A 23,146-nucleotide genomic window follows, 5' to 3' on the forward strand; every position below is an offset into this window, starting at 1 on the left:
CAGGCATAGATGGCTGCCGTGTATTTTGCGACTTTTGGTTGGAGAACCAGGTGGATATTACTCAGCTCTTAAAGATTATGAATGATCGCGGTGCCTCAGACCTGTTTGTGACCGCAGGTGCCAGGCCGAGTATCAAGGTCGATGGTACGCTGAAGCCGTTAACCAAGGAAGCGTTAAAGCCTGATCAGGCCCGTAAACTGACCTGCAGTACGATGAATGACCAGCAACTGGTTGAGTTTGAAAGTACCCGCGAGTGTAACTTTGCGATCAGCGCTCAGGGATTAGGCCGTTACCGGGTGAGTGCGTTTTATCAGCGTAACTCACCGGGGATGGTGTTACGGCGTATCAATACCCGCATACCGACCATGGAAGAGCTGAACCTGCCGGCTGTGCTTAAAGATCTGGCGATGGCCAAGCGGGGGCTTATTCTGTTTGTGGGTGGCACCAGTACCGGTAAATCCACCTCGCTGGCGTCGATGATTGATTACCGTAACAGCAACAGCGGCGGCCATATCATCACCATTGAAGACCCGATTGAATATATCCATGATCACAAACAAAGCCTGATTACACAGCGTGAGGTTGGGCTGGATACTGACTCTTTTGAGGTCGCACTGAAGAATACCCTGCGCCAGGCACCGGATGTGATCCTGATGGGGGAGATCCGCAGCTCCGATACTATGGGGTACGGTCTGTCGTTCGCTGAAACCGGCCACCTGTGTATGGCAACCATGCACGCTAACAATGCTAACCAGGCGCTGGACCGGATTATCAGTTTCTTCCCGCCGGAAAGCCATGCGCAGGTCTGGATGGATCTGTCCCTGAACCTTAAGGCGATTGTTGCCCAGCAGCTGCTGCCAACCCGTGACGGTAAAGGTCGCCGGGCGGTGATTGAAGTGATGATCAATACGCCGCTGATTCAGGATTTGATCCGTAAGGGCGAAGTGCATGAGCTCAAAGAGGTTATCAAGAAGTCGTCTAATCTGGGCATGCAGACCTTTGATCAGGCACTGTACGACACCTACAAGGAAGGCATTATCAATTATGATGTGGCACTGGCCCATGCGGACTCAGCCAACGACCTGCGCCTGATGATCAAGCTGAATGCCACTGAGTCTGAAGTAGTGCCTGAAGATGATACCATGAACTTTTCGCTGCAGGATGAAGATGATTACATCGCCAATGAAGGCAGCATTGAAATCAATAAAATGTAACCTTCACCCGACAATAAAAAACCGGCGCTAATGCCGGTTTTTTTGTGCTTGTTGATGGTTCGGAATCACTGCCTGAAGCAGCCGCGGATATAACTGTTACAGGCCTGGATAGCGTCATCGGTGCTGAGTGCATGCTTGTTCAGCGCGATATTGCTCCATAAACCGTCGAGCAGTGCCAGCAGCCCCCGGGTTGCCTGTTCAGCGGGCAGGTGTAGCGGCGTTGTCTTTGCGGCTTCACCGAAAAGGCGCAGATAAAACGCCATCATTTGCTGGCTGTTTTCCTGAATAATCTCGCGGTATCGCAGGGTATAGCGGCTGGCGCTGGTAAACGCCTGCCAGGCCGCCAGAACGTTTTTATCAAAGCCTGGTGGTCGGAAGCTGGCGGCGGCGCACCGGTGGATCAGTGTCAGTGGGTCACTGTCTGTATCTGCACCGATCTCCCGTTTGATGTCCAAAGCGTCAGTAAACATTTTGCTCAGACAGGCTGCCAGCAAATCTTCTTTACTGCTGAAGTAGTGAGCACTCATGCCTCTGGAGGCACCGGCTTCAGCACAGATTTTTGCGATGGTTGCCCCTTCAATACCCTGTTCAGCAACCGTTCTGACGCTTGCTTCTAATAAACTTTTACGCCGGTATTCGCGGTTTTCTGCCTGAGTAAGTGGACGGGAAATTGCTTGCATATCAGTTGTCTGCGCCAGTTCTTCGGTGTTGTATGCTGTTCATTATAACCTGCCTGCTGAAAAAATATGCTGATGATAATAATTATGTTCATTGACATAACTTTGTTGATTGTCATAAATTTGTTCTGCAATCTGATCCCGTAACAACAATAAAAAACGAGGATGTTCTTATGAGCCAGGGGCAGGGCTGGTATAAGCCTGAAATAGATAAGAAAGTGCTGAAGCAGCTGATGCGCCGGGATAATAAGCCGGCGCTGCTGCAGTTTGGTTTGTTCTTTGGTCTGCTGGCAGGGCTGGCGGCCACGGTTGTGCTCAGTTGGGATACCGGCTGGTGGTGGCTGTTTTATTTGCTGTACTGTGCCGTGTTTGCCTTTGCGACTTCAGCGGTTCACGAACTGTGTCACGGCTCGCCATTCCGCACCCGCTGGCTGAATGAAGTGAGTCTGTTCATCACCGGGTGGATGATGCAGATGGAGCCGGTTGCGGCCCGCTGGGGGCACGCCGGGCATCATACCTATACCCATTTCAATAAAGGCGACAGTGAGCTGGCGCTGGCGAATCCCCTTAGCTGGAAGGAATTTCTTGTTCAGCTGAGCGGAGTGGGGGCTATGCACCGTTACTATGCGGAAATACTGATGCTTTGCTGTGGTAAGCAAGTGGCACGGATTCGCGGCATCATTCCTCAGCAGGAGATGCCACAGGCGCAGCGTAACGCCTGCCTTATGGCGCTGGGTTATGTGCTGGTTATTGGCTGGTCGCTGCTGTCGGCCAGCTGGTTACCGTTTTTATTACTGATGTTGCCCCGGGTGATCGGTGGCCCTGTGGTGGGGCTGTTCAGGGTCACCCAGCATGCCGGGCTGGCAATGGATATTCAGGATCATCGCATGACAACCCGCACTTTCTATACTCATCCTTTATTTGAATTTCTGTACTTTAATATGAATTATCATGTGGAACATCACATGTTCCCGCTGGTGCCTTTCTATAATTTAAAGAAGTTACACGCGGCGGTGAAAGATCAGTTGCCGGAACCCCTTGATGGCCTGGATGCCGTGATGGCTGAAATTGTTCATGCCATCCGCATGCAGCGCAGCCAGCAGGGGTATTTTGTTAATAAACTGGCCGCAGAGCCGGTGCAGTCCGCTGCGTAAATATCAGCCCGGAGCCAGAATATGAATTTTATTGATGTATGCGACATTGAAGATATTGATGAAGAAGATGTCATGCGGTTCGATCACGGTGATGAAACCTTTGCGATTTACCGTACTGAGGAGGGCTACTTTGCGACAGCAGGCCTGTGTACCCATGAAGAAGTGCATCTTGAGGATGGTTTGGTGGTTGATGATGTCATCGAGTGCCCGTTACATCAGGGGCGCTTTAATGTTCGTACCGGCGAAGCCCTCAGTGCACCGGCCTGCGTGAACCTGAAAACCTATCCTGTAAAGGTTGAAGGCAGGCGGGTACTGATGGATCTGGACGGCTGATACTGTCCGGCGCTATCGGTACACAGCGGCGTTGTGATTTCAGCTTGTCAGGTGCATAGTGCAGCCATTCTGTAATGCTGATAAACGGAGTGGTTGTGTCGCACATTATTCTGTCTGATATTTTCGGCTATACCAGTGCCCTGCAGGTACTGGCGGATCAGCTGCCCGGCGACTGGTTGATCCTGGACCCTTACGACGGCACTGAAATGTGCTTTGAGGATGAGTCCCGGGCGTATGCGCACTTTCAGCGTGTGTCCGGGATTGATGTCTATGCGGCCCGGTTAGCAGATTGTCTGATGACGGCTGATGAATCGGTCAGCATTATAGGTTTCAGTGTTGGCGCTGCAGCGCTTTGGCAGGTGCTGGGAAGCGGTGTTGCGGATAAGGCGGGCTATGCTATCGGGTTTTACGGCAATCAGATTCGCCATGCTCTGGGCTCAGCACCCCGGCGGCCTGTGACGTTGGTGATACCGGCATCTGAAAGGCATTTTTCAGTGGCTGATTTTGCTGAATCATTAAGTGCTTATCCGCAGGTCAGCTTATCCCGTGCGCCTTATCTGCACGGTTTTATGAATCCGGCGTCGGTGAATTATTCTGCGGCGGGATATGCTGAATATACTGGCTGGCTGCAGCAAGTCCTGGGTGGCAGATAAGCCGGGGCGAAAAAAAACCTGCCAGTGGCAGGTTTTTTTGTACTCATAAGCGGTCAGTGTGTGAATTACTGGCCGGTCAGCTGCTTGTACTTTTCCATCAGCTGGTCTTCAGACTCAACGTGATCCGGATCTTTAGGGATACAGTCAACGGGGCATACTTCAACACACTGCGGAGTGTCATAGTGGCCGACACACTCAGTACATTTCTTCGGATCGATTTCGTAGATTTCGTCGCCCGGAGTGATTGCCTCGTTCGGGCACTCTGGCTCGCATACGTCACAGTTTATGCATTCATCTGTGATGATTAATGACATCGTAGCTACCTCACTAGCTGTTAGTATTAGTGCCCGAAACGGTTCTTCAGTGCCTGATTAACCGTTGGGTGCACAAATTGTTCTACATCTCCTCCCAGGCTCGCGATTTCCCTTATAAGGGTAGAGGAGATGAAAGATAAATGTTCTGCCGGTGTAAGAAAAAGGCTCTCAGCGGCAGGTGCCAGATGGCGGTTCATATTGGCCAGCTGGAACTCGTATTCAAAGTCAGAGACTGCTCTTAACCCACGCAGGATAATATTGGCGTCATGCTGGGTGACCAGTTCTGCAAGCAGGCAGTTGAAGCCAACGACTTCGACATTGTCGAGGTGGCTGGTAACAACCTTTGCTAACTCAACACGTTCATCTAACGGCAGTAATGGTGCCTTCTTCGGGCTTGCCGCAACCGCAACGATTACCCGGTCGAATATACGGGAAGCCCGCTCGATCAGGTCGTTGTGTCCGTTTGTAATCGGGTCAAAAGTACCCGGGTATACCGCAGTGTTCATGTTTAATTCACAGCTGTTCTGCATAAATGAATTTTAGCAAATCCGCAAGTGCGCGATATTAGCTGAATTAAAGGGAGTTCACAAATACAATAATGGAATGGAAAATTGATAATTGGTTATAAGCAGTGTTTTTTTAATTCCAATGCGAAATAACCGCGTTTGCTTTACGGGATTCTCTAAATGATAGTATTTCAATATCTTAGCCTGAACTGTCGCGCCGGTTCTCTGAAGGTGTTGATGGTGTTGCTGGGCTCGCTGCTGATAAGTGGCTGTCAGGTGCTACAGAGCATTGATAAAGGCTTGTATGACGTTGCAGAGGCGGTCACCGAAACTGACCGTGTGACCGGGCAGCGGGCGCTTAGTACCGCGAACCGGAACCAGCAAATAGCGCAGGGCAATCAGTATGTTGACAAAATGCTGCAGGATGAACGGCAAAAGGGCCGGCGGGTTGATGCGGCACTGGATGCCCGGCAGTATCAGCGACTGGTGCGTATTTTCGACCGTATTCATCCCATCTCTCATTTACGTCAGGAGCGCTGGAAGCCGGTGCTGATTGACCGGGATTCATTTAACGCTTTTACGACCGGCGGCACCTATATCGTGGTGCATCTTGGGCTGATGAAACAGTTAAACGATGCCGAAGTGGCGGCGGTGGTTGGTCACGAGATCGCGCATACGGTGGCGAATCATGTGGCTGAACGGCAGACGCATCAGCAGTTAAGTGTCCTGACCTCTTCAAGTGCTGTGCGCCGTCAGGGCTATCAGGCAGCATTTACCCATGAGCGGGAACGGGAAGCTGACCGTATTGGCATTCTGTATTCGGCACTGGCCGGTTACGATCCTTATGCAGCCAGCCATATCTGGCAGCGTCAGTATCAGCAGCAGGGAAATGCCCGCAGTCTGTTTGCTCATGACCATCCGGTAAATGCCGAGCGGGCCGCAGAAGCGAAGGCGGTTGCCGATAAAGTTAAGCAGTATTACCGTTCCGGTCAGGTGAACCCCCGGGCGCATCAGTTGCTGGATAATAATGTTCTGTGGCAGAAACGCAGTAACCGGCACGGGGAAAGTGCCGGAGAGGGCGGCGGGCTTGCTGCTATTCTGTCGACGGCTGTGGGGGTGATGTCCGAGCATCAGCAGGCCAAACAGGAAGAATACCGTCAGGCGCAGCAGGCGCAGTTTGTCCGGTCAGTGCAGCAACAGCTGCGGCTGGAAGAGCAACGCCGTCTGAATGACCGCAGCTGGCAGACCCGCTGGCATTACACCGGCAGGGTAAGTTTGCATAAAGTAGTCGTGGGAATTATCGCCCGGGACAGCAAAGGTAAAACCTATCGTTTTGTCGGACATCACAAAGGTGTGTTACGCCCCGGTCAGCGTTTTAACGTCAGTTTTATGCTGGATAAGGGGTTGACCCTGAATCAGCTGGAACAGATGCAGACCCAGTATTACCTGGATGATGCATTGCCGGTGCGTTAAGCCCCGGCCGCTTCTCTGATGTACAGCCGGTATGTCACCTGTCCGGCGTGTTTCTCACGGTGCAGGTGCCAGTTGTCCGGAACCTGTAACACACTCAGTTCTGATTCGGTTTCCACGTAAATCATCGCACGGGGCGCCAGTAATCCCTGCATTTCAAGTTTTTCGCAGCAACTGGCGGCCAGTTCCTTACGGAATGGCGGGTCCATAAATACCAGGTCATATTGCAGGCTGTCTGTTTGCTGGCTGAGCCACTGCTGTACGTCTGCCTGCACCACGGTGGCATTGGTGGCTTTAAGGGTTTGTAAATTATTTTGTAGCTGGCCGGTGGCGACACCGGACAGATCAACCATCGTGGTCTGGCCGGCACCGCGGGACAGCGCTTCCAGACCCAGTGCACCACTGCCGGTAAACAGGTCCAGACATTTTGCCCCCGGAATGTGGGCAGAAATCCAGTTAAACAGGGTTTCCCTGACCCGGTCCGGGGTTGGGCGCAGGCCTTCAATCGCCGGAAAGCTCAGTTTTCGGCCCCGCCATTCACCGGCGATGATCCGCAGTTGCTGATGACCGTTTTTAGGTGTGCCGGTTTTTTGTGTGGCTGGCCGCCGGCCAGGCGCTCGTCGGGACATGCGCTGATTTTCCTGATCTGATAATTGGGCCGCAGGATTATACGTTAACGGGCGGGCAGATAAAAAAATTGCTGGTTATTCGTGTTCAGCATGGTCTGCAGCTGGTCCAGAACGGCTTCGTCAGAGGTGTCGGCAAGCCGGTCAGCAAATTCGGATATATAGTCAGTCGGCAGCCGGTAAAACGCCAGCGTGTTCAGTAATCCCAGCTGTGCCTGCTGTTCGCTCATACGCTCGAGGAAGCTTTCCTTAATGCTATCGCGGGTAGCACTGATGACGCTGGAATCAGTGGCTTCCAGCAGGCGCCGGTTCAGTTGGGTCAGCGCTGATGTGTCTGCCGGGGGGCGCTGGCCATAAAGTAACAGGGCGAAATATCCCTGCTGATCCAGTGATTTCCACAGTAAACGGGTTGATACGTCAGGTTGCAGGGCCGGCAAGGTTTGTTGCAGGCTTTTAACGGCGATCAGCTGCGCCATGAAAGTGTCACTTTGCCTGCCGGGTAATGACAACCCTGCCAGTGCGTAGGCTTCGTTACCGATTGTCGGCAGCGTCTGGCGTTGCTGAAAGCTGGCGGGTGTGCTCAGTGTCTGCCTGGCCAGTTCCTGGGAAGGCAGATCTTCAGCCAGTATCCGGGCGGCGGCTGCAGCGTCCGGACCGGATATCACCAGTGTCAGGTTATGGTTGCTGAATATGTTACGGGCCCAGGCGGGGAAACGTTGCAGCGGGTGGACGGAGGAGGTGTCGCTCAGGGTACCAGTGAATGCGCTGAGCAGGCGGTTTTCGGCGGTCTGGTTTTCCAGATATAACTCCGCTTTCAAACGGTTCCATTCGGCGTCGGTGGCGGTTGTTATGTCACTGTTATTCAGCGCTTGCAGCAGTTGGGGTAATAGCTGGTTAAGCTGATCAGTATCGGTTGTTCGGGTACTGAACAGCAGGGTAAGCCGGTCGTCCTGAAGCGTCTGTTGCAGACTTGCCTGAACAGGGGACAGCAGGCGGGTAACCGATGGACTGATCAGAACGTTTTGCAGACGCCGGGAAAGCAGTTTGTGCAGCAGTTTGTGTTCGTCACTGAGCGCCGGTCCAAGGCCAAAAATCATCTGTACCGACAGTATTTCGGCGTCGTCCGGTTCAGTAAAATAAACGGGCTTATTCTCGGTTTTTTCAATGTTCAGGTAGCGGTTAGTATCACGTCCGGAGGCCGACAAAAAAACAATGGCGATGGCAACTATCCACAGCAGTACTTTGAGATAGGTACGGTTGAACATCGGTTTGTATGTATCTGCCATTGCGTGAGGCACCTTTATTGCTGGCTGAAGGCTAAGTATTGTGCTGCATAGTTACATGTTTTGGCTTTTTTCGCAGCCCTGCAAGGCTTTTGCCGGGTGCGGATAATGGCATTGAAAATGCCGCTTCAGGAATGTCGGTCCGGGGCGTGGTTAAATAAGCACCGTATGGTAACATAGCGCACTTTCTCAGCGCCTGATGCAGCAGGCAGTACAGTGGCCGTTTCCGGCCAGAAGTATGCTGCTTTTTCTCAGTCAGAGGTGCTGTTTCCGGTATCAGATTCTTTATGCTGATCAGCACATTTCCGGAAGTATCAGAATTACCCGGGGGGACACGCAACTGTGGTGTCGCCCTGAAGATTGCCGACAGGAATAGCAATGTTTAAAAAGTTAAAGTCATTATTTTCATCAGATACTGCCAGTGAAGAAAAGCTGCAGCAGCCGGAAGCCGAGGCCCGTGAGTCCGCACCGGCTGAAATATCAGAGCCTGTGCGTGAAGCGCAGGCGTCTCCGGCGGAATCTGCAGACCAGATTGCTGACGTTCCTGAACCGGCACTGGAGCCCGCAGAACAGGGTACTGATGTTGCTGAGCCGGCACAGGATGCTCCGGCGGAAGCGGCAGAACAGGTTACTGTTGTTACAGAGACAGCGCAGGATGCTCCGGCGGAAGCGGCAGAACAGGTTACTGTTGTTACAGAGCCAGCGCAGGATGCTCCGGCGGAAGCGGCAGAGCAGGTTGCTGACGTTGCTGAGCCAGCGCAGGATGCTCAGGTGGAAGCGGCAGAGCAGGTTGCTGACGTTGCAGAACCGGTGCAGGAATCTCCGGCGGAAGCGGCAGAGCAGCCAGTCACGTCTGAGCCTGTGGTTGCCGAAACTGTTGTTGAGCCAGAGCCAGAGCCAGAGCCAGAGCCAGAGCCAGAGCCAGAGCCAGAGCCAGAGCCAGCACCGGAACCTAAGGCTGAGAAAAAAGGTCTGTTTGCCCGTATTAAAAGTGGCCTGACCCGTACCAAGGCGAATCTGACCGAAGGTCTTGGAAATATTTTCCTGGGCGCGAAAGAAATTGATGATGATCTGCTGGAAGAAATCGAAACCCAGTTGCTGATGGCCGATGTTGGCGTAGAAGCGACAACCGAGATTATCAAACGTCTGACCGACCGGGTGAGCCGTAAACAGCTGGCTGATGCTGATGCGCTGTATGTTGCCCTGAAAGAAGAACTTGCTTCTCTGCTGGCAGATGCAGAGCAACCTCTGATTGTGGATAACAGCAACGGGCCTTACGTGATCCTGATGGTAGGTGTAAACGGTGTGGGTAAAACCACCACCATCGGTAAACTTGCCAAACGTTTTCAGGCCGAAGGCAAGTCGGTCATGCTGGCGGCCGGTGATACCTTCCGTGCAGCGGCGGTAGAGCAACTGCAGGTGTGGGGCGATCGTAACAATGTACCTGTCGTGGCACAGCATACCGGTGCTGACTCCGCCTCTGTTCTTTATGATGCGTTGCAGTCAGCGCAGGCAAAGAATGTTGATGTGGTGATCGCTGATACTGCCGGTCGCTTGCAGAACAAAGATCACCTGATGCAGGAACTGGAAAAAGTTGTCCGCGTCATGAAAAAGCTGGACGTTTCTGCCCCTCATGAAGTGATGCTGGTGCTGGATGCCGGCACCGGCCAGAACGCGATGAATCAGGCCAGCCAGTTTAAAGATGCGGTCGGTGTCACCGGCATAACCCTGACCAAGCTGGACGGTACCGCGAAAGGCGGTATTATCTTTGCCATTGCCAAACAGCTTGAGCTGCCTATCCGTTTTATTGGTGTAGGCGAGCAGGTGGACGATTTACGTCCGTTTCGGGCCGATGAGTTTGTTAAGGCGCTGTTTGATTAAGCGTTCATCCGGTGACATAGCACAGTAAAAGGCTGCTTCATGATCAGTTTCGATAATGTCAGTAAGCGTTACCCGAATGGCTATGATGCTCTGAGTCAGGTGGACTTCAGCCTGAAGCAGGGCGAAATGGCGTTCCTGACCGGTCACTCCGGGGCAGGAAAAAGTACCCTGATGAAACTGATTATGCTGATGGAACGGCCGACCAATGGCCGGGTATTAGTGGGCGATCAGGATCTGGCTACTTTAGGCCACCGGCAGATTCCTTATCACCGTCGCCGAGTCGGGGTGGTGTTCCAGAACCATCAGCTGCTGTTTGACCGCTCAGTCTTCGATAACATTGCCCTGCCGCTGCGCATCTGCGGATACGATCCGGATGATGCTGCCCGCCGGGTACGCGCCGCACTGGATAAAGTGGGGCTGCTCAGCAAAGAAAAAATGAATCCGGTGGTGTTATCCGGCGGTGAGCAACAGCGTATCGGCATTGCCCGGGCGATTGTGCATAAACCCCAGTTGCTGCTGGCGGATGAGCCGACCGGTAACCTTGACCCGAAACTGTCGGTCGAAATCATGCGGCTGTTTCAGCAATTTAATCAGGTAGGAACGACGGTACTGATTGCCAGCCACGATCTGGGGCTGATCGGCCGTTTACCGCACCGGGTACTTACGCTTCAGCGGGGGAGGTTAGTAAACGATGGCTAATCAGTCCCGTACACCCCGTACCGGAGTACCTAAGGGTGCTTCCCGGGTGCAGCCCACCCAGAAACGTGATGGTAAGGTCGCCCGTGGTGCGGAACAGCACCGCCTTAAAGTAAAAGATAAAAGCCGCAGTTACCTGCGTCACCATGGTGATGTGGCCCGGGAATCTTTTGATTCGCTGCTGCGTTCACCGCTGACCACCCTCATGACCCTGGCGGTGCTGGCCATTGCGCTGGCGTTACCGGCGACTTTGTATACCGGATTAAAAAATCTGCAGGCGCTGAGTTATGGCTGGCAGGGGGATCCGCGCATTGCCCTGTATCTGCAGGAAACTGTAGATGAGGTCAGGGCTGAGCAGCTCAGCCGCGAGTTGTTACTTCTGGAGAATGTTGCCGCCACCGAACTGATCAGCGCCGAACAGGGGATGCTGGAGTTTAAACAGAACTCAGGCTTTGGTGAGGTGTTTGATTTTCTTGAGATTAACCCGTTACCGGCAGTGATTATGGTGCTGCCGAAAGATTTATCCACTGCGATTGTGCCGGTACTTCAGGCGCAGTTACAGGCGCTGGATGAGGTGGAAGAAGCCAGTGTGGATATGCTCTGGGTGCAGCGTCTTGAGGCTTTCGTGGTGCTGGCGCAACGGGGCGTCTGGGTATTATCCGGTCTGTTTGCCCTGGCGGTATTGCTGGTGGTGGGTAACACCATCCGCCTGACCATTGAAAACCGGCGGGAAGAAATTGTCATTGCCAAGCTTGTCGGGGCGACTGATGCTTACGTACGGCGTCCTTTTTTGTATGACGGATTCTGGTTTGGCATTGCCGGGGGAATTCTTGCCTGGTTGTTAGTGCAGATCAGTTTGCTGTTACTGGATGCACCGGTATCCCGTCTGATCACCCTCTATAGCAGTAACTTTGAACTGTCCGGGCTGGGGTTTGTTGAAACATTCTGGTTACTTTTAACCAGTATACTGCTCGGATCGCTGGGTGCCTGGCTGGCTGTCGGACGACATTTACGGGCCATTCAGCCAACCTGACAGCGGCTGTATCCGGAATAATACTGAGAATAGGGCGGAAACTGTCCACAGGCCCTTGCCTTTTACAGTGGGCACCGCTATTTTTACTCATCCGTTTTTGTCTCACAGTCTTGTGGATAAAGTGACGGACAGCGCCATTGAACTTTTCCATCAGGGTTAAGTCTACTTAGGAGCTGTATAGTGAAGTTTTATTAAACCCTGATGTTTTATAGAAATTGAGGTCGTGTAATGGGCAAAAGCCTGCAAGTCGTTGAAGCATTATCCCCGGGTCAGAATCTCGAGGCATATGTACGCTCGGTTAGCGCTATCCCTGTATTGTCAGTGGAAGAAGAACGCGAACTGGCGGAACGTCTGTATTACAACAATGATCTTGAGGCGGCGCGCCGTCTCGTAATGTCACACATGCGCTTTGTTGTGCATGTGGCCAAGAGCTATTCCGGTTATGGCCTGGCTCAGGCAGATCTTATTCAGGAAGGTAACGTGGGCCTGATGAAGGCTGTTAAGCGTTTCGATCCTAATGTCGGTGTCCGGCTGGTGTCTTTTGCTGTGCACTGGATTAAAGCTGAAATGCATGAGTACATTCTGCGTAACTGGCGGATCGTAAAAGTTGCGACCACTAAAGCCCAGCGCAAAATGTTCTTTAACCTGCGCAGCAAGAAAAAGAGCCTCGGCTGGTTGACCAACGATGAAGTCAAAGCCGTTGCTGAAGATCTGGGGGTCGATCAGGCCGTCGTCCGTGAGATGGAAGGCCGGATGAGCAGTTCAGACATGGCTTATGATGCGCCGGTTGGGGATGATGATGAGCGTGCTTATCAGTCTCCGGCATATTTCCTGGAAGATCACTCCAATGATCCGGCCCGTCAGGTTGAAGATGAAAACTGGGAAAATGATTCCAACACCCGTCTGGCGACAGCGATGTCACAGCTGGATGAACGCAGTCAGGATATTCTGGCACAGCGCTGGTTAACGGAAGAAAAATCCACCTTGCATGAACTGGCGGCCCAGTATCAGGTATCCGCTGAACGGATCCGGCAGTTGGAAAAGAATGCCATGAAAAAGATTAAGGTGGCGATGCTGGAGGCCTGACGTGTATGAGCCGTTAGTTACTCTGCAAAGCAAGATACCCACTTTAGTCCAAGAATATGAACAATAAGCCGTAAGCTTTTCAGGAGCTTGCGGCTTTTTTGTCTGTGTGGATCAGTCACTTCCCCGTTTCTGGTTGCTGCACCGGCAGTACTTTCCCGCTAGAATATCTGCCCCGACCGAGGAGCCGAAAAATGAGTGCCCGTTTGAGTCTGATGATTGCTGCTGTCAGTGGCATGCTGGCGGTTGCGCTGGGGGCATTTGCTGCCCATGCACTGCGCAGTCAGCTGAGCGAACGTTACTATGATATCTGGCAGACTGCGGTGCAGTATCAGATGTTTCATACACTGGCGTTGTTGGCGGTCGGGATAATGCTGGAGCGGCACAGTCGTCTGAGCCTGCGTCTGGCAGCCTGGTTGTTTACGGGTGGTATGTTATTGTTTTGCGGCAGTTTATATATGCTGGCATTCACCGGAATAACAACCCTGGGCATGATTACTCCGTTAGGCGGCGGTCTGTTTCTGGCAGGCTGGCTGATGTTGGCGCTGGCTGTGTTCCGCGCCCCTGAAAAACTTAATGACTGTTAGGCTAAGATCAATGCAAATCCAAGTAAATGGCGACATCATTGACGTTGAAGACAACATGACCCTGGGCGCGCTGTTAACGCAGATGGACCTGGGAGAGCGTCGTGTGGCAATCGAACTGAATCTGGAAATTATTCCCCGCAGCCAGCATGCAGAAACCACGCTGGCAGCGAACGATCGGGTTGAAATTGTGCATGCGATCGGTGGTGGCTGAGCCACATCCGTACAGGCGTCGTAACCGATAAACAGACATTGCTGCCGGCTGGTCGGGCAATGTGTTAATAAGAATATTAAGTCAGGATAATTGACATGGCTGAGCAACAGAATGATTCGCTGGTAATTGCCGGTACAACGTATAACTCCCGTCTGCTGGTAGGCACGGGTAAATACAAGGATATGGAAGAAACCCGTCTGGCAATTGAAGCCAGCGGTGCTGAGATTGTGACGCTGGCGGTACGCCGTACCAATATCGGTCAGAATCCTGATGAACCGAATCTGCTGGATGTGATTTCTCCGGAGAAGTACACCATTCTGCCAAACACCGCCGGCTGCTATGATGCACCGGATGCTGTGCGTACCTGTAAGCTGGCCCGTGAGCTGCTGGACGGTCATGATCTGGTGAAGCTGGAAGTACTGGGTGACCAGAAAACCCTGTATCCGAACATTGTTGAAACGCTGAAAGCTGCTGAAGAGCTGGTCAAAGATAACTTCAAAGTGATGGTATACACCAACGATGATCCGATCGTTGCCAAGCAGCTGGAAGAGATGGGCTGCGTAGCCGTCATGCCGCTGGGTTCGCTGATCGGTTCCGGTCTGGGCATTCTGAATCCGCATAATATTCGCATCATTATGGAAAACGCCAATGTGCCGATTCTGGTTGATGCCGGTGTGGGTACACCGTCGGATGCGGCATTCGCAATGGAAATGGGTTGTGAAGGCGTACTGATGAATACTGCAATTGCCGCTGCTCAGAATCCGATTCTGATGGCCAGCGCAATGAAAAAAGCCATCGAAGCCGGCCGGGAAGGTTATCTGGCAGGCCGGATGCCGAAGAAAGCGTACGCAAGTGCTTCTTCACCGATGGAAGGCTTGATCGTCGGCTGATTCAGGCTTATCCTTCATGGCAAAGTTAATCGCACGGCTCAGGTCGTGCGTTTTTGTTTCCAGCGCAGTGTTGCTTCAGAGCAATACGGAATTTTAGTTAGTTGAAGGCACGCATGTCACAAGAGCACAACGACCCGCAAAATCCCGGAGAAAATCAAACCGGTTCCACCCCGAATGAGACTCAGCAAGGTGAAAAGTACATGCGTACGGTTCGCAGCTTTGTTGTTCGTGGCGGACGCATGACTGAAGGCCAGGAGCGGGCTTACAGCGAAGTATGGCCAACCATGGGGCTGGACGTTGAGCAGGGAATGCTGGACCTGACCGAAGTGTTTGGCCGTGAGGCACCGGTGGTGCTGGAAATCGGCTTTGGCATGGGCGATTCGCTGGTGGCGATGGCGGAGGCGATGCCGGAGAAAAACTACATCGGTGTTGAAGTGCACCGCCCGGGTGTCGGCCGTTTGCTGAATAATGCCAGCGAAGGCGGGCTGACCAATATGCGGGTATTCTGTACCGATGCGCTGGATGTGCTTGCTAAATCCATTCCGGATGGCAGCCTGGAAACCGTACAGCTGTTCTTCCCGGATCCGTGGCATAAGAAAAAGCACAACAAGCGCCGTATTGTGCAGCCTGCATTTGCTGAAACCATCCGTAAGAAGTTACGGGTCGGAGGTCAGTTCCATATGGCAACCGACTGGGAGCCTTATGCTGAACATATGATGGAAGTCATGAGTGCCGCGCCAGGGTATGAAAATGCCGAAGGTCAGGGACAGTATGCTCCGCAACCGGAATGGCGTCCGGTAACCAAGTTCCAGCGCCGTGGTGAACGGCTGGGCCACGGTGTGTGGGACCTGATGTTTACCCGCATCGACTGATCATAAAAAAGAGTGCTGAGGCACTCTTTTTTTATGGGCGGGACTCTTTTTTTATGGGCGGACTCTTTTTTATGGGCAGCACTGGCTTACAAGCTGTCTTTGGGTTCAGTCTTTGAGCAGCGGGGATATCGGATCGATGTTGTGCATACCGACCCGGGTAATGTCCCGTTCGCCGCACAGGGCCATGGTGATATCCAGCTCATTACGGATGATATCCAGCGCTTTGGTAACCCCTGCCTGACCCATGGCTCCCAGCCCGTACAGGTGCGGGCGGCCGATATACACCCCTTTCGCACCGAGGCACAGGGCTTTGAGTACATCCTGGCCGGAGCGGATGCCACCATCAAAATGAATTTCTATTTTATCCCCAACAGCGGCCACAATTTCCGGTAACGCCCGGATGGATGAGCGGGCTCCGTCCAGTTGCCGGCCACCGTGATTGGAAACAATCAGTGCATCGGCGCCACTGTCGGCGGCCCGGATGGCATCTTCTTTATCCAGAATGCCTTTAAGGATCAGCGGGCCATCCCAGCGGGCTTTGATCCACTCAATATCATCCCAGGAAAGGCGTGGGTCGAACTGGCTGGCGGTCCATGATGACAGGGATGAAAGGTCGTCCACGCCGCTGACATGGCCGACGATATTGCCGAACCCGTGGCGGCGGGTGGTTGCCATTTTTAGGCACCAGCCGGGCCGGGTTGCCATCTGCCAGATGTGCTTGGGAGTAAACTTGGGCGGTGCAGACAGACCGTTTCTGAGATCCTTATGCCGCTGACCAAGGATCTGCAGGTCAAACGTCAGTACCAGGGCTGAGCATCTGGCGTCTTTTGCGCGCTGAATCAGGCTCTCAATGAAGCCGCGGTCTTTCATCATATACAGCTGAAACCAGAAGGGCTTTTCAGTGGCTGAAGCGACGTCTTCGAGTGAACAGATACTCATGGTGGATAAGGTATAAGGGATACCAGCTGCTTCGCAGGCCCTGGCGGCGAGAATTTCACCATCGGCATGTTGCATGCCTGCCAGCCCGGTGGGGGCGACAGCCACTGGCATGGCTGTGTTTTGTCCGACCAGAGTGCTCTGTAACGAGCGGTTCGTCATATCAACAGCGACCCTCTGGCGCAGCAGAATTTGCTGAAAATCCGCTTCATTCGAGCGGTAGGTGCTTTCTGTCCAGGCACCTGAGTCGGCGTAGTCAAAAAACATTTTTGGCACCCGTTTACGGGCCAGTTCTTTTAAATCGTTAATTTCAACAATGGCTGACATATTGTGGCCTCTGATGTCCTGAGTAATGGTCTGAGTAGAACAAAGTTTTAATGGTAACGATACTCGTTATCATAAACTGGTCTGACCATTCAGTGTCTGTACCCTGAAAAATTCTTATGTGCTGTTAAGTAAATTGTGCCATTTATCGGTGCGTTGTCGTAACTGACTATCGTTTCGTCGTATTTAAGTGTGCTGATGCTCATTGGCTGGCATAGCATGTAACAATCACTTACGGCCATATTTGATAAATTTTGTTTACTATAGGAAACATTATTTCCCATTAGGAAATGTTTTTGCTATAAGTACCAATCCCACAAACGAGACTTACGGCAGAAACAGGACAAAATCAGAGATTTTGTGTTGTTTTTGATACACAGTTTTAGCAGGTAATAAACATATGGCTTCTATCCAGCAGCTGAAAAGCGCACGCGATACGGCGATCTCACTGACCGGTAACGGTCTGCCGCCAACGACTAAAAACCAGTTCTTCGGCGTTGGCCCGATCACTGATATGACACTGAACGAAGTCGACGCCCGTCTGCTGCGTTTTGAATTTGATGCCTGGCTGGAAGCTAACTATCCGAAACTGGATGACAAGGGTAACCGTATCGGCAGTTTCACCACTGCTGAAATTGGCCGTGGTATGCACCGTGGTTATCCGGCGGATAAAGTACTTAACGATATGATGCGTGAGATTCACCGTTATTTCGGCTTCCCTAAGTCGAATAAAATGGCGGTAGGTCTGGGTGGTGGTCACAGCGGTTTTACGGCTGCCGCTATCCACATGGTAACAGCTAATGATCCTGATCAGATCGTGTTTGTTGATACGCCAAAGCCTGAGTCTGACGCAGCGAAAGCCGGTGGCTTCTTCCGTCAGTCCTGGGGAACTCAGCTGACTGAATTGCACCGTTTTGCAACAAACGGTGATGAAAACCGACTGATCTTCGCCGAAGGTGAAGGTAGCATCCCAAGTGCAGATTTCCTGAAAGAACGCGGTGTTAAGCTGTTCTTCGGTGTGGGTCATGAAACGACCGGTGCGACGACCTATACGGAAGCAGAAATCCGTAACCTGCTGGCCTGGATTGACATGAATCCGGCTGAACACCATGCCATCATCGATGCGACTTCCCTGCTGGGCGCGATGCCATGGGCGGATGACGTGGTTGAGCAGATGATGGTTAAGTGCAACATGTTCATGCCGTTCCAGAAAGCCATTGGCGGTGTGTCCGGTTACTACGTTATTTCCCTGACACCGGCTGCCATTAACCTGATTGATGAAAATCAGAAAGATCCTTCCTGGGCGATTCCGCGTCAGCTGAAGATTGCGGTACCGCGTGATGCCAAGATGCCACTGACCAGTGAAAAAACCACTGAGCTGGGCCCGATCTATGACGCTGCAAATGACGTCATGAAAGGCGGTATCATCAACACGTTCAGCACCCTGGCGTTTGCAGAAACGACTTTTGCGATTCTGCGTAACGAAAAGAATATCGGTGATGTTAAGACACTGAACGACCGTTCCCGTGCAAACCGTGACATTGTGAATAACTGGATTGCTGCCAGTGACCTGTTCCAGCTGGGTGTTGAAAACGAAACGGCCCGCGGTGCTGCAGTAACCCTGCTGAAAGTAACGGACTCTGATATCGATGATCCGGCGGTGCACGAGCGTATCATCGTGAAGTCCAAGCAAATGCTGGGCTATGAAGGTATTACCCACAGTGACGGCAGCCATGAAAAAGGTCTGGACGTTGCCCGTTATGTAAACGCATTCCCGGGTTCTCCGGGGGATTATCGTGCCTGGATCGGCGGCATCCGCCCACAGGACGATATTTCTGCCCTGCTGGAAAATATTCAGTTCTGCTACCTGCGCGCTAAAATTGCAGTGATCGAAGAACTGCTGGACGCGGCCGGTGAAAGCTATGACAGCGCTGTGGCTGCAGCGGCAGGCAGCAATGCCCGTGTGGATGATGCCAACCGTGCCTACAAAGTGCTGGTTGCAGACCTGATCGGTATGGTTTTCGATGCCGATGGCAATGCGGATTACAGCGAAGTTAAAGCCTACATTGAATCCAAAGGCGGTGAATTTCATCTGGGTCCTGTCGGTGATGAAGCAGCACTGGCGAAAGGTAAGCTGCACTTCTTCTACCAGCCTGAACTGAGCCGTGAAGATGAGCTTCTGGCACAGACCAGCGAAGGTCAGTACGACGCAGTAATTGCTGCGGCGACCTTCCTGCCGGCGGCAGCTAAGTTTGAGCTGGGTGGCGTCCGTATCGGTGCCGGCACCGGTAACATGGGGTCTGCAAGTTGGGGTGGCGGTAACGGTGATGGCGGTGTTGCACCGCTGATGAACACACCGAGCTTTAACTCCCGTGCGACTGCACAGACCGCGATGAAAGCGCTGCTGAAGGTGCTGCCTGATCTGCAGGTTGAGAAGATGCATGAGTTGGTTGTTGCCGGTGAGTTTGATACCGGTAAGAACCTGGCGGAATACCCGACGACCAAGCTGGAAGGTAAGCGTCTGGCGGTGATCGGTTACGGTAATATCGGCCGTGAAGTGGCTAAGCTGGGTGCCGCATTCGGAATGCAGGTGACTGTATATGCCCGTGAAGCGCACCGTCAGTGGATTGAGTCTGAAGGTTTCAGCTTTGCCGCGACGATTGTTGAAGCAGCGAAAGATGCTGATGTGATCAGCCCGCACACCGGTCTGGGTGCACTGAATGCGGACACGGGTGTGTTCAGCAATGCCGGTATTATTAACGCTGACGTATTCTCTGCCATGAAGCAGGGTGCGGTACTGGTTAACTACGACCGTGGTGAAGTGGTTGATATTGATGCGCTGGATGCAGCTCTGAGCTCTGGCCAGATCAGCTATGCAGCGATTGATGCGGATCTGTTTAAAGATCCTGCCAGCGGTGAGCTGTCCGGCCCTATGGTGCCGTACCGTAACATTCACCACAAGCACGAAGGCAAAATGGAACTGCTGCCGCATGCTGCCGCCGATACTGAGCACATGTCCCGTGTGGAAGGTGCCAGGCAGGCAGTGGATCAGATCTACGGTGTGATCCAGTTTGCGAAAGTGACTAACCTGAAAGGTGATCTGCCGGAAGGTTACAGCAATGCCGGTGCAAAGACTGTTAACGGTGTCGGCAAAGTATCTGCCAGCAGCGTGGCTAATCTGGACGATGCCCAGCTGCAGCAGCTCAGCGATGCGGCGCACATGATGGCAGCTTACTGGGGTGCAATTAATGCCACTCAGGATGCTGACCGCCGTGCGGCACTGATTGCTGAATACAGTGAGCAGATGGTCCTGCAGTCCAACATCTATGGTTCGGTTTTGCAGCAGAACGGCCTGCAGGGACCGTTCAGTAAGTAACGGCAGTTACGCTGGCTGCTGTTACCGGCAGCCGGTTGCTGTGTTTTTCCGGCTGACCGGTGACAAACATAGCTGCTGCTGACAGGCGGATTCTTTTGCAGCCTGTTATTCTCAAGCCGTTTCAGGACTGACACCTGAAGCGGCTTATTTGTTTTATTTGATATACATCGCCAGGAGACAGGACGTGGCTAACACTATCAGACAGGACTTGCAGACGATGTTCACTGCGGGCGTGGATGCAGTGTCCGGATTTTCTGCTACCCGTAACGCGGTAGCGCAAATGGCTGACTTTCAGCCGGATCAGATTGTGGCTGTGGGCAAGGCTGCCAGCGGTATGTGTGCCGGTGCACTGGATGCACTGACAAAGCCCTGCCCGGCATTACTGGTAACCAAATATCAGCATACTGATCAGGCGATGCATGAGCACCCGCAGGTCACCGTGATGGAAGCCGCGCACCCGGTCCCGGATGAACAATCCCTGGCTGCCGGTCAGGCGGCGCTGGATACGGTTGCCGGGATGCCGTCCGGCAGCAGGTTGTTGTTGCTGGTTTCCGGCGGTACCTCTGCGCTGGCGGAGTCTCTGCCGGCGGATATCAGCCTGCAACAGTGGCAGGCGCTGACCAGTGAAATGCTGGCAGCGGGTTATAACATCGGTCAGATTAATGCCCGGCGTAAAGAAACCTCGCTGATCAAGGACGGTAAGTTACTGGCGGCGTTTAACGGCGCTGAGGTGCGGGTGCTGGCAATTTCCGATGTGGAAGGCGACGACATCGCAGTGATCGGTTCCGGTACCGGGGATACTTACCGGGCAACTGCAACCGCCAGTGTGTCACTGATCGGGACCAATCAGGTGGCCCGTGATGCAGTGGAAGCAAAGGCTGTGGCCATGGGCTTCACCGTGAAGACGAACCGTGAATGTATGTATCAGGATGTGAATCAACTGGCAGCGAACCTGGCGGATGAGCTGCTGGATGCCTCTCCCGGCGTGTACATCTTTGGCGGTGAGCCGACCGTTGAATTACCGGAGAATCCGGGCAGTGGCGGGCGCAATCAGGCACTGGCACTGGGGCTGGCGAAGGGTATCCGGGGCCGTCATGATATTCATGTACTGGTTGCCGGAACCGATGGCAGTGACGGCCCGACCGATGCCGCCGGTGGCATTATCGACGGTAAAACCGTGACCGATGTCGCCGTTGCGCGGGATGCGCTGCAGCGGGCTGATGCCGGTACTTATCTGCGTAATTGCGGAGATATTTTTATTACCGGCCCGACCAATACCAATGTGATGGATCTGGCAATCGCGGTGGTCAGCTAATCAGCTGGCCTGCTTCATCGCTTTATCAGCAAACTGATCCGCGATTTCAATAAACTGCTGTTCGGCGGCCAGAAAGGCGTCTATGACGTCCGGATCAAAATGGCTGCCGTTGCCTTCCAGAATAATCTGCTTCGCCTTTTCGTGGCTGAAAGCAGGTTTGTAGACCCGCGCAGAAATCAGCGCATCATACACATCTGCCAGGGCCATCAGACGGCCGGAAACCGGAATGTCGGTACCGCTTAAGCCGTTGGGGTAGCCGCTGCCGTCCCATTTTTCATGGTGGGTCAGGCTGATTTCCCGGGCATACTTCAGGAAACAGTTGGTGCCGAGCTTGTTTTCCGCCACCGCCAAAGCATCGGCACCGATCTGCGGGTGCTGTTTCATGATGGCAAATTCTTCATCGGTCAGCTTACCGGGCTTCAGCAGAATCCGGTCAGGAATGCCGACCTTGCCCACATCATGTAATGGCGCGGACTTGTAATAGAGTTCGATCGTGTAGTCATCTAACACATCGCTGTAAAGGCTGTTTTTCCGCAACGCCTCCGCCAGCACCCGGACATAGTTCTGGGTCCGCAGAATATGGCCGCCAGTTTCGTTGTCGCGGGTTTCCGCCAGGCTGGCGAGCCCGAGGATACTGGCATCCCGGGTAATATTTAATTCCTGGGTCCGGCTTTCCAGGGCACTGATCATGTTGTTGGTGCGCATCGCCATCAGGCCAAACTCATCGTTGCTGGTCACCGGCACTTCGACATCCAGCTCACCTTTGGAAACCCGTTCAAGCACGTGATTCTCTGTACTGATAAAGAACTTAAGGTTGCGTGCATAGCCGGTAATAATGGTCAGAATGTACGCCATGATGATGGCAACGATGAAAGAGATCTCAGCCAGAATGTAACGCTGGGATGTTTGCAGCGGGATTGCATCGCCGGTGTGAATCAGCCACTCAAGGTCTTTATTGATGACCAGAAAGACGACGCCGACCACTGAAAATGCACAGACCGTGGCAAACCAGGAAAACTTTTGGGTCAGCGGGTAAGGGGTTTCATCCGGTTCGATATGTTCACCGGTCTGTTGCAGCCGGGCAGCGATTTTGTGTTCTCTGGCGAGCGCCAGATCGCAGGCAATCATAAAGCCCAGAATGCCCATGCCGATGAGAATTTTGCCACCGCTTTCCAGTGGGAAGTTATAGCGCGCCAGATTATAGGTACCCAGTGCCAGTGATCCGGCCAGAAAGAGTCCCATATCGAGTTTGAACTGATAACTGACCTGTCGTTTCAGAGGTTGCCGGTTTACGGTATTTTCCAGCAGCAGGCGGGCCCCCCATTGCAGGCTGAATACTATAAGAATGGGCAGTAACAGTTGCAGTGGTGAGAGTGAATCGAGGAACGGACATACCTGAATGCCGTAAAACGAGAACAGTAGCAGCGCGATCAGGTAATGGACGTTGGTACGTCGGGAAATAGATGTCATATATAAAATGCCGGCTTACAAATCTTTTTGAGTGATCGCCGTTGCCGTTAAGGTCGGAATAATGCCTGTGGGAGCACTCTGTATTAGGTTGCTGATATTGCGTCCTGCATATGCTCAACTGAGGTCACAGAGTAGTCGAAGTGGCTTCAGGGTTTCAACCGCTCTGAACAGCTTTGCTGTCAAACTGAGGAATCTTGCCCGGTGTTGTTCGAGTCAGGTGAATAAAAAGTGCATGAATTGAG

General features: G+C 52.9%; 22 protein-coding genes. 15 read left to right on the forward strand and 7 right to left on the reverse strand.

What is annotated here, in order from left to right; genetic code table 11:
* The first annotated feature begins 50 nt into the window (after positions 1-50).
* Positions 51-1,214 carry a PilT/PilU family type 4a pilus ATPase gene (locus tag PCI15_RS02025; protein ID WP_271272707.1) on the forward strand — a complete coding sequence of 388 codons (1,164 nt, stop codon included), beginning with the start codon at positions 51-53 and terminating at the stop codon, positions 1,212-1,214.
* A gap of 65 nt (positions 1,215-1,279) precedes the next feature.
* Here PCI15_RS02025 and PCI15_RS02030 read toward each other — a convergent pair whose 3' ends face one another.
* Entirely contained in the window at positions 1,280-1,894 is a 615-nt protein-coding gene (locus tag PCI15_RS02030; RefSeq protein WP_271272708.1) for a TetR/AcrR family transcriptional regulator, read from the reverse strand.
* 170 nt (positions 1,895-2,064) lie between these two features.
* Between PCI15_RS02030 and PCI15_RS02035 the strand changes: the two genes are divergently transcribed.
* The 3 genes from PCI15_RS02035 to PCI15_RS02045 all read left to right on the forward strand — a co-directional run bounded on the left by PCI15_RS02035 (position 2,065) and on the right by PCI15_RS02045 (position 4,031).
* The gene (locus PCI15_RS02035; protein WP_271272709.1) at positions 2,065-3,045 is read left to right on the forward strand and encodes a fatty acid desaturase; all 981 of its coding nucleotides are present in this window, start codon (positions 2,065-2,067) and stop codon (positions 3,043-3,045) included.
* A 21-nt stretch (positions 3,046-3,066) separates the two neighbouring features.
* Positions 3,067-3,378 (forward strand): MocE family 2Fe-2S type ferredoxin, encoded by a 312-nt coding sequence (locus PCI15_RS02040; RefSeq protein WP_271272710.1) that lies wholly within the window; start codon positions 3,067-3,069, stop codon positions 3,376-3,378.
* Positions 3,379-3,473: 95 nt separating this feature from the next.
* Complete coding sequence (locus PCI15_RS02045) at positions 3,474-4,031, forward strand: dienelactone hydrolase family protein (protein WP_271272711.1); 558 nt, start codon at positions 3,474-3,476, stop codon at positions 4,029-4,031.
* A gap of 65 nt (positions 4,032-4,096) precedes the next feature.
* Here PCI15_RS02045 and PCI15_RS02050 read toward each other — a convergent pair whose 3' ends face one another.
* Entirely contained in the window at positions 4,097-4,345 is a 249-nt protein-coding gene (locus PCI15_RS02050; protein ID WP_271272712.1) for a YfhL family 4Fe-4S dicluster ferredoxin, read from the reverse strand.
* A gap of 26 nt (positions 4,346-4,371) precedes the next feature.
* Positions 4,372-4,851: a pantetheine-phosphate adenylyltransferase gene (gene coaD, locus PCI15_RS02055; RefSeq protein ID WP_271272713.1), complete on the reverse strand. Its 480-nt coding sequence runs from the start codon at positions 4,849-4,851 to the stop codon at positions 4,372-4,374.
* Between the two features lie 180 nt (positions 4,852-5,031).
* Between coaD and PCI15_RS02060 the strand changes: the two genes are divergently transcribed.
* Positions 5,032-6,324 carry a M48 family metallopeptidase gene (locus PCI15_RS02060; RefSeq protein ID WP_271272714.1) on the forward strand — a complete coding sequence of 431 codons (1,293 nt, stop codon included), beginning with the start codon at positions 5,032-5,034 and terminating at the stop codon, positions 6,322-6,324.
* On the opposite strand, the gene rsmD is transcribed toward PCI15_RS02060, so the two are convergent.
* A complete protein-coding gene (gene rsmD, locus PCI15_RS02065; RefSeq protein ID WP_271272715.1) occupies positions 6,321-6,950 on the reverse strand; it encodes a 16S rRNA (guanine(966)-N(2))-methyltransferase RsmD in 630 nt (209 codons plus the stop codon). The two genes, PCI15_RS02060 and rsmD, sit on opposite strands and share 4 nt — an antisense overlap.
* Positions 6,951-6,994: 44 nt before the next feature.
* Complete coding sequence (locus PCI15_RS02070; protein ID WP_271272716.1) at positions 6,995-8,233, reverse strand: hypothetical protein; 1,239 nt, start codon at positions 8,231-8,233, stop codon at positions 6,995-6,997.
* Positions 8,234-8,608: 375 nt separating this feature from the next.
* On the opposite strand from PCI15_RS02070, the gene ftsY reads away from it, so the two are divergent.
* The 8 genes from ftsY (at position 8,609) to trmB (ending at position 15,483) form a co-directional block, all read left to right on the forward strand.
* Positions 8,609-10,111, forward strand: a complete 1,503-nt coding sequence (ftsY, locus tag PCI15_RS02075) for a signal recognition particle-docking protein FtsY (protein ID WP_271272717.1) — start codon at positions 8,609-8,611, stop codon at positions 10,109-10,111.
* A 39-nt stretch (positions 10,112-10,150) separates the two neighbouring features.
* Positions 10,151-10,810: a cell division ATP-binding protein FtsE gene (ftsE, locus tag PCI15_RS02080; protein WP_271272718.1), complete on the forward strand. Its 660-nt coding sequence runs from the start codon at positions 10,151-10,153 to the stop codon at positions 10,808-10,810.
* Entirely contained in the window at positions 10,803-11,840 is a 1,038-nt protein-coding gene (gene ftsX / locus PCI15_RS02085; protein ID WP_271272719.1) for a permease-like cell division protein FtsX, read from the forward strand. The genes ftsE and ftsX overlap by 8 nt, the downstream gene beginning before the upstream one ends.
* Positions 11,841-12,068: 228 nt before the next feature.
* Entirely contained in the window at positions 12,069-12,926 is an 858-nt protein-coding gene (gene rpoH / locus PCI15_RS02090) for an RNA polymerase sigma factor RpoH (RefSeq protein WP_271272720.1), read from the forward strand.
* Positions 12,927-13,117: 191 nt separating this feature from the next.
* Positions 13,118-13,510 carry a DUF423 domain-containing protein gene (locus PCI15_RS02095; RefSeq protein ID WP_271272721.1) on the forward strand — a complete coding sequence of 131 codons (393 nt, stop codon included), beginning with the start codon at positions 13,118-13,120 and terminating at the stop codon, positions 13,508-13,510.
* A 10-nt stretch (positions 13,511-13,520) separates the two neighbouring features.
* The gene (gene thiS / locus PCI15_RS02100) at positions 13,521-13,721 is read left to right on the forward strand and encodes a sulfur carrier protein ThiS (protein ID WP_271272722.1); all 201 of its coding nucleotides are present in this window, start codon (positions 13,521-13,523) and stop codon (positions 13,719-13,721) included.
* 95 nt (positions 13,722-13,816) lie between these two features.
* Positions 13,817-14,611, forward strand: a complete 795-nt coding sequence (locus tag PCI15_RS02105; RefSeq protein ID WP_205657587.1) for a thiazole synthase — start codon at positions 13,817-13,819, stop codon at positions 14,609-14,611.
* A 200-nt stretch (positions 14,612-14,811) separates the two neighbouring features.
* Positions 14,812-15,483: a tRNA (guanosine(46)-N7)-methyltransferase TrmB gene (gene trmB / locus PCI15_RS02110; RefSeq protein WP_271274570.1), complete on the forward strand. Its 672-nt coding sequence runs from the start codon at positions 14,812-14,814 to the stop codon at positions 15,481-15,483.
* Between the two features lie 105 nt (positions 15,484-15,588).
* Here the strand turns inward: trmB and PCI15_RS02115 are convergent, their stop codons facing one another.
* Positions 15,589-16,746, reverse strand: a complete 1,158-nt coding sequence (locus PCI15_RS02115; RefSeq protein WP_271272723.1) for an alpha-hydroxy acid oxidase — start codon at positions 16,744-16,746, stop codon at positions 15,589-15,591.
* Positions 16,747-17,143: 397 nt separating this feature from the next.
* Between PCI15_RS02115 and PCI15_RS02120 the strand changes: the two genes are divergently transcribed.
* Entirely contained in the window at positions 17,144-20,119 is a 2,976-nt protein-coding gene (locus PCI15_RS02120; protein ID WP_271272724.1) for an NAD(P)-dependent oxidoreductase, read from the forward strand.
* 184 nt (positions 20,120-20,303) lie between these two features.
* On the forward strand, positions 20,304-21,434 hold the full coding sequence (locus PCI15_RS02125) for a glycerate kinase type-2 family protein (RefSeq protein ID WP_271272725.1): 1,131 nt from the start codon (positions 20,304-20,306) through the stop codon (positions 21,432-21,434).
* Here PCI15_RS02125 and PCI15_RS02130 read toward each other — a convergent pair whose 3' ends face one another.
* Positions 21,435-22,904, reverse strand: coding sequence for an HD-GYP domain-containing protein (locus PCI15_RS02130; RefSeq protein ID WP_271272726.1), 1,470 nt, complete (start codon positions 22,902-22,904; stop codon positions 21,435-21,437).
* Between the last annotated feature and the right edge of the window lie 242 nt (positions 22,905-23,146).

The sequence above is a fragment of the Aliamphritea hakodatensis genome (assembly GCF_024347195.1).
In the GTDB taxonomy this organism is placed as follows: Bacteria; Pseudomonadota; Gammaproteobacteria; order Pseudomonadales; family Balneatricaceae; genus Amphritea; species Amphritea hakodatensis.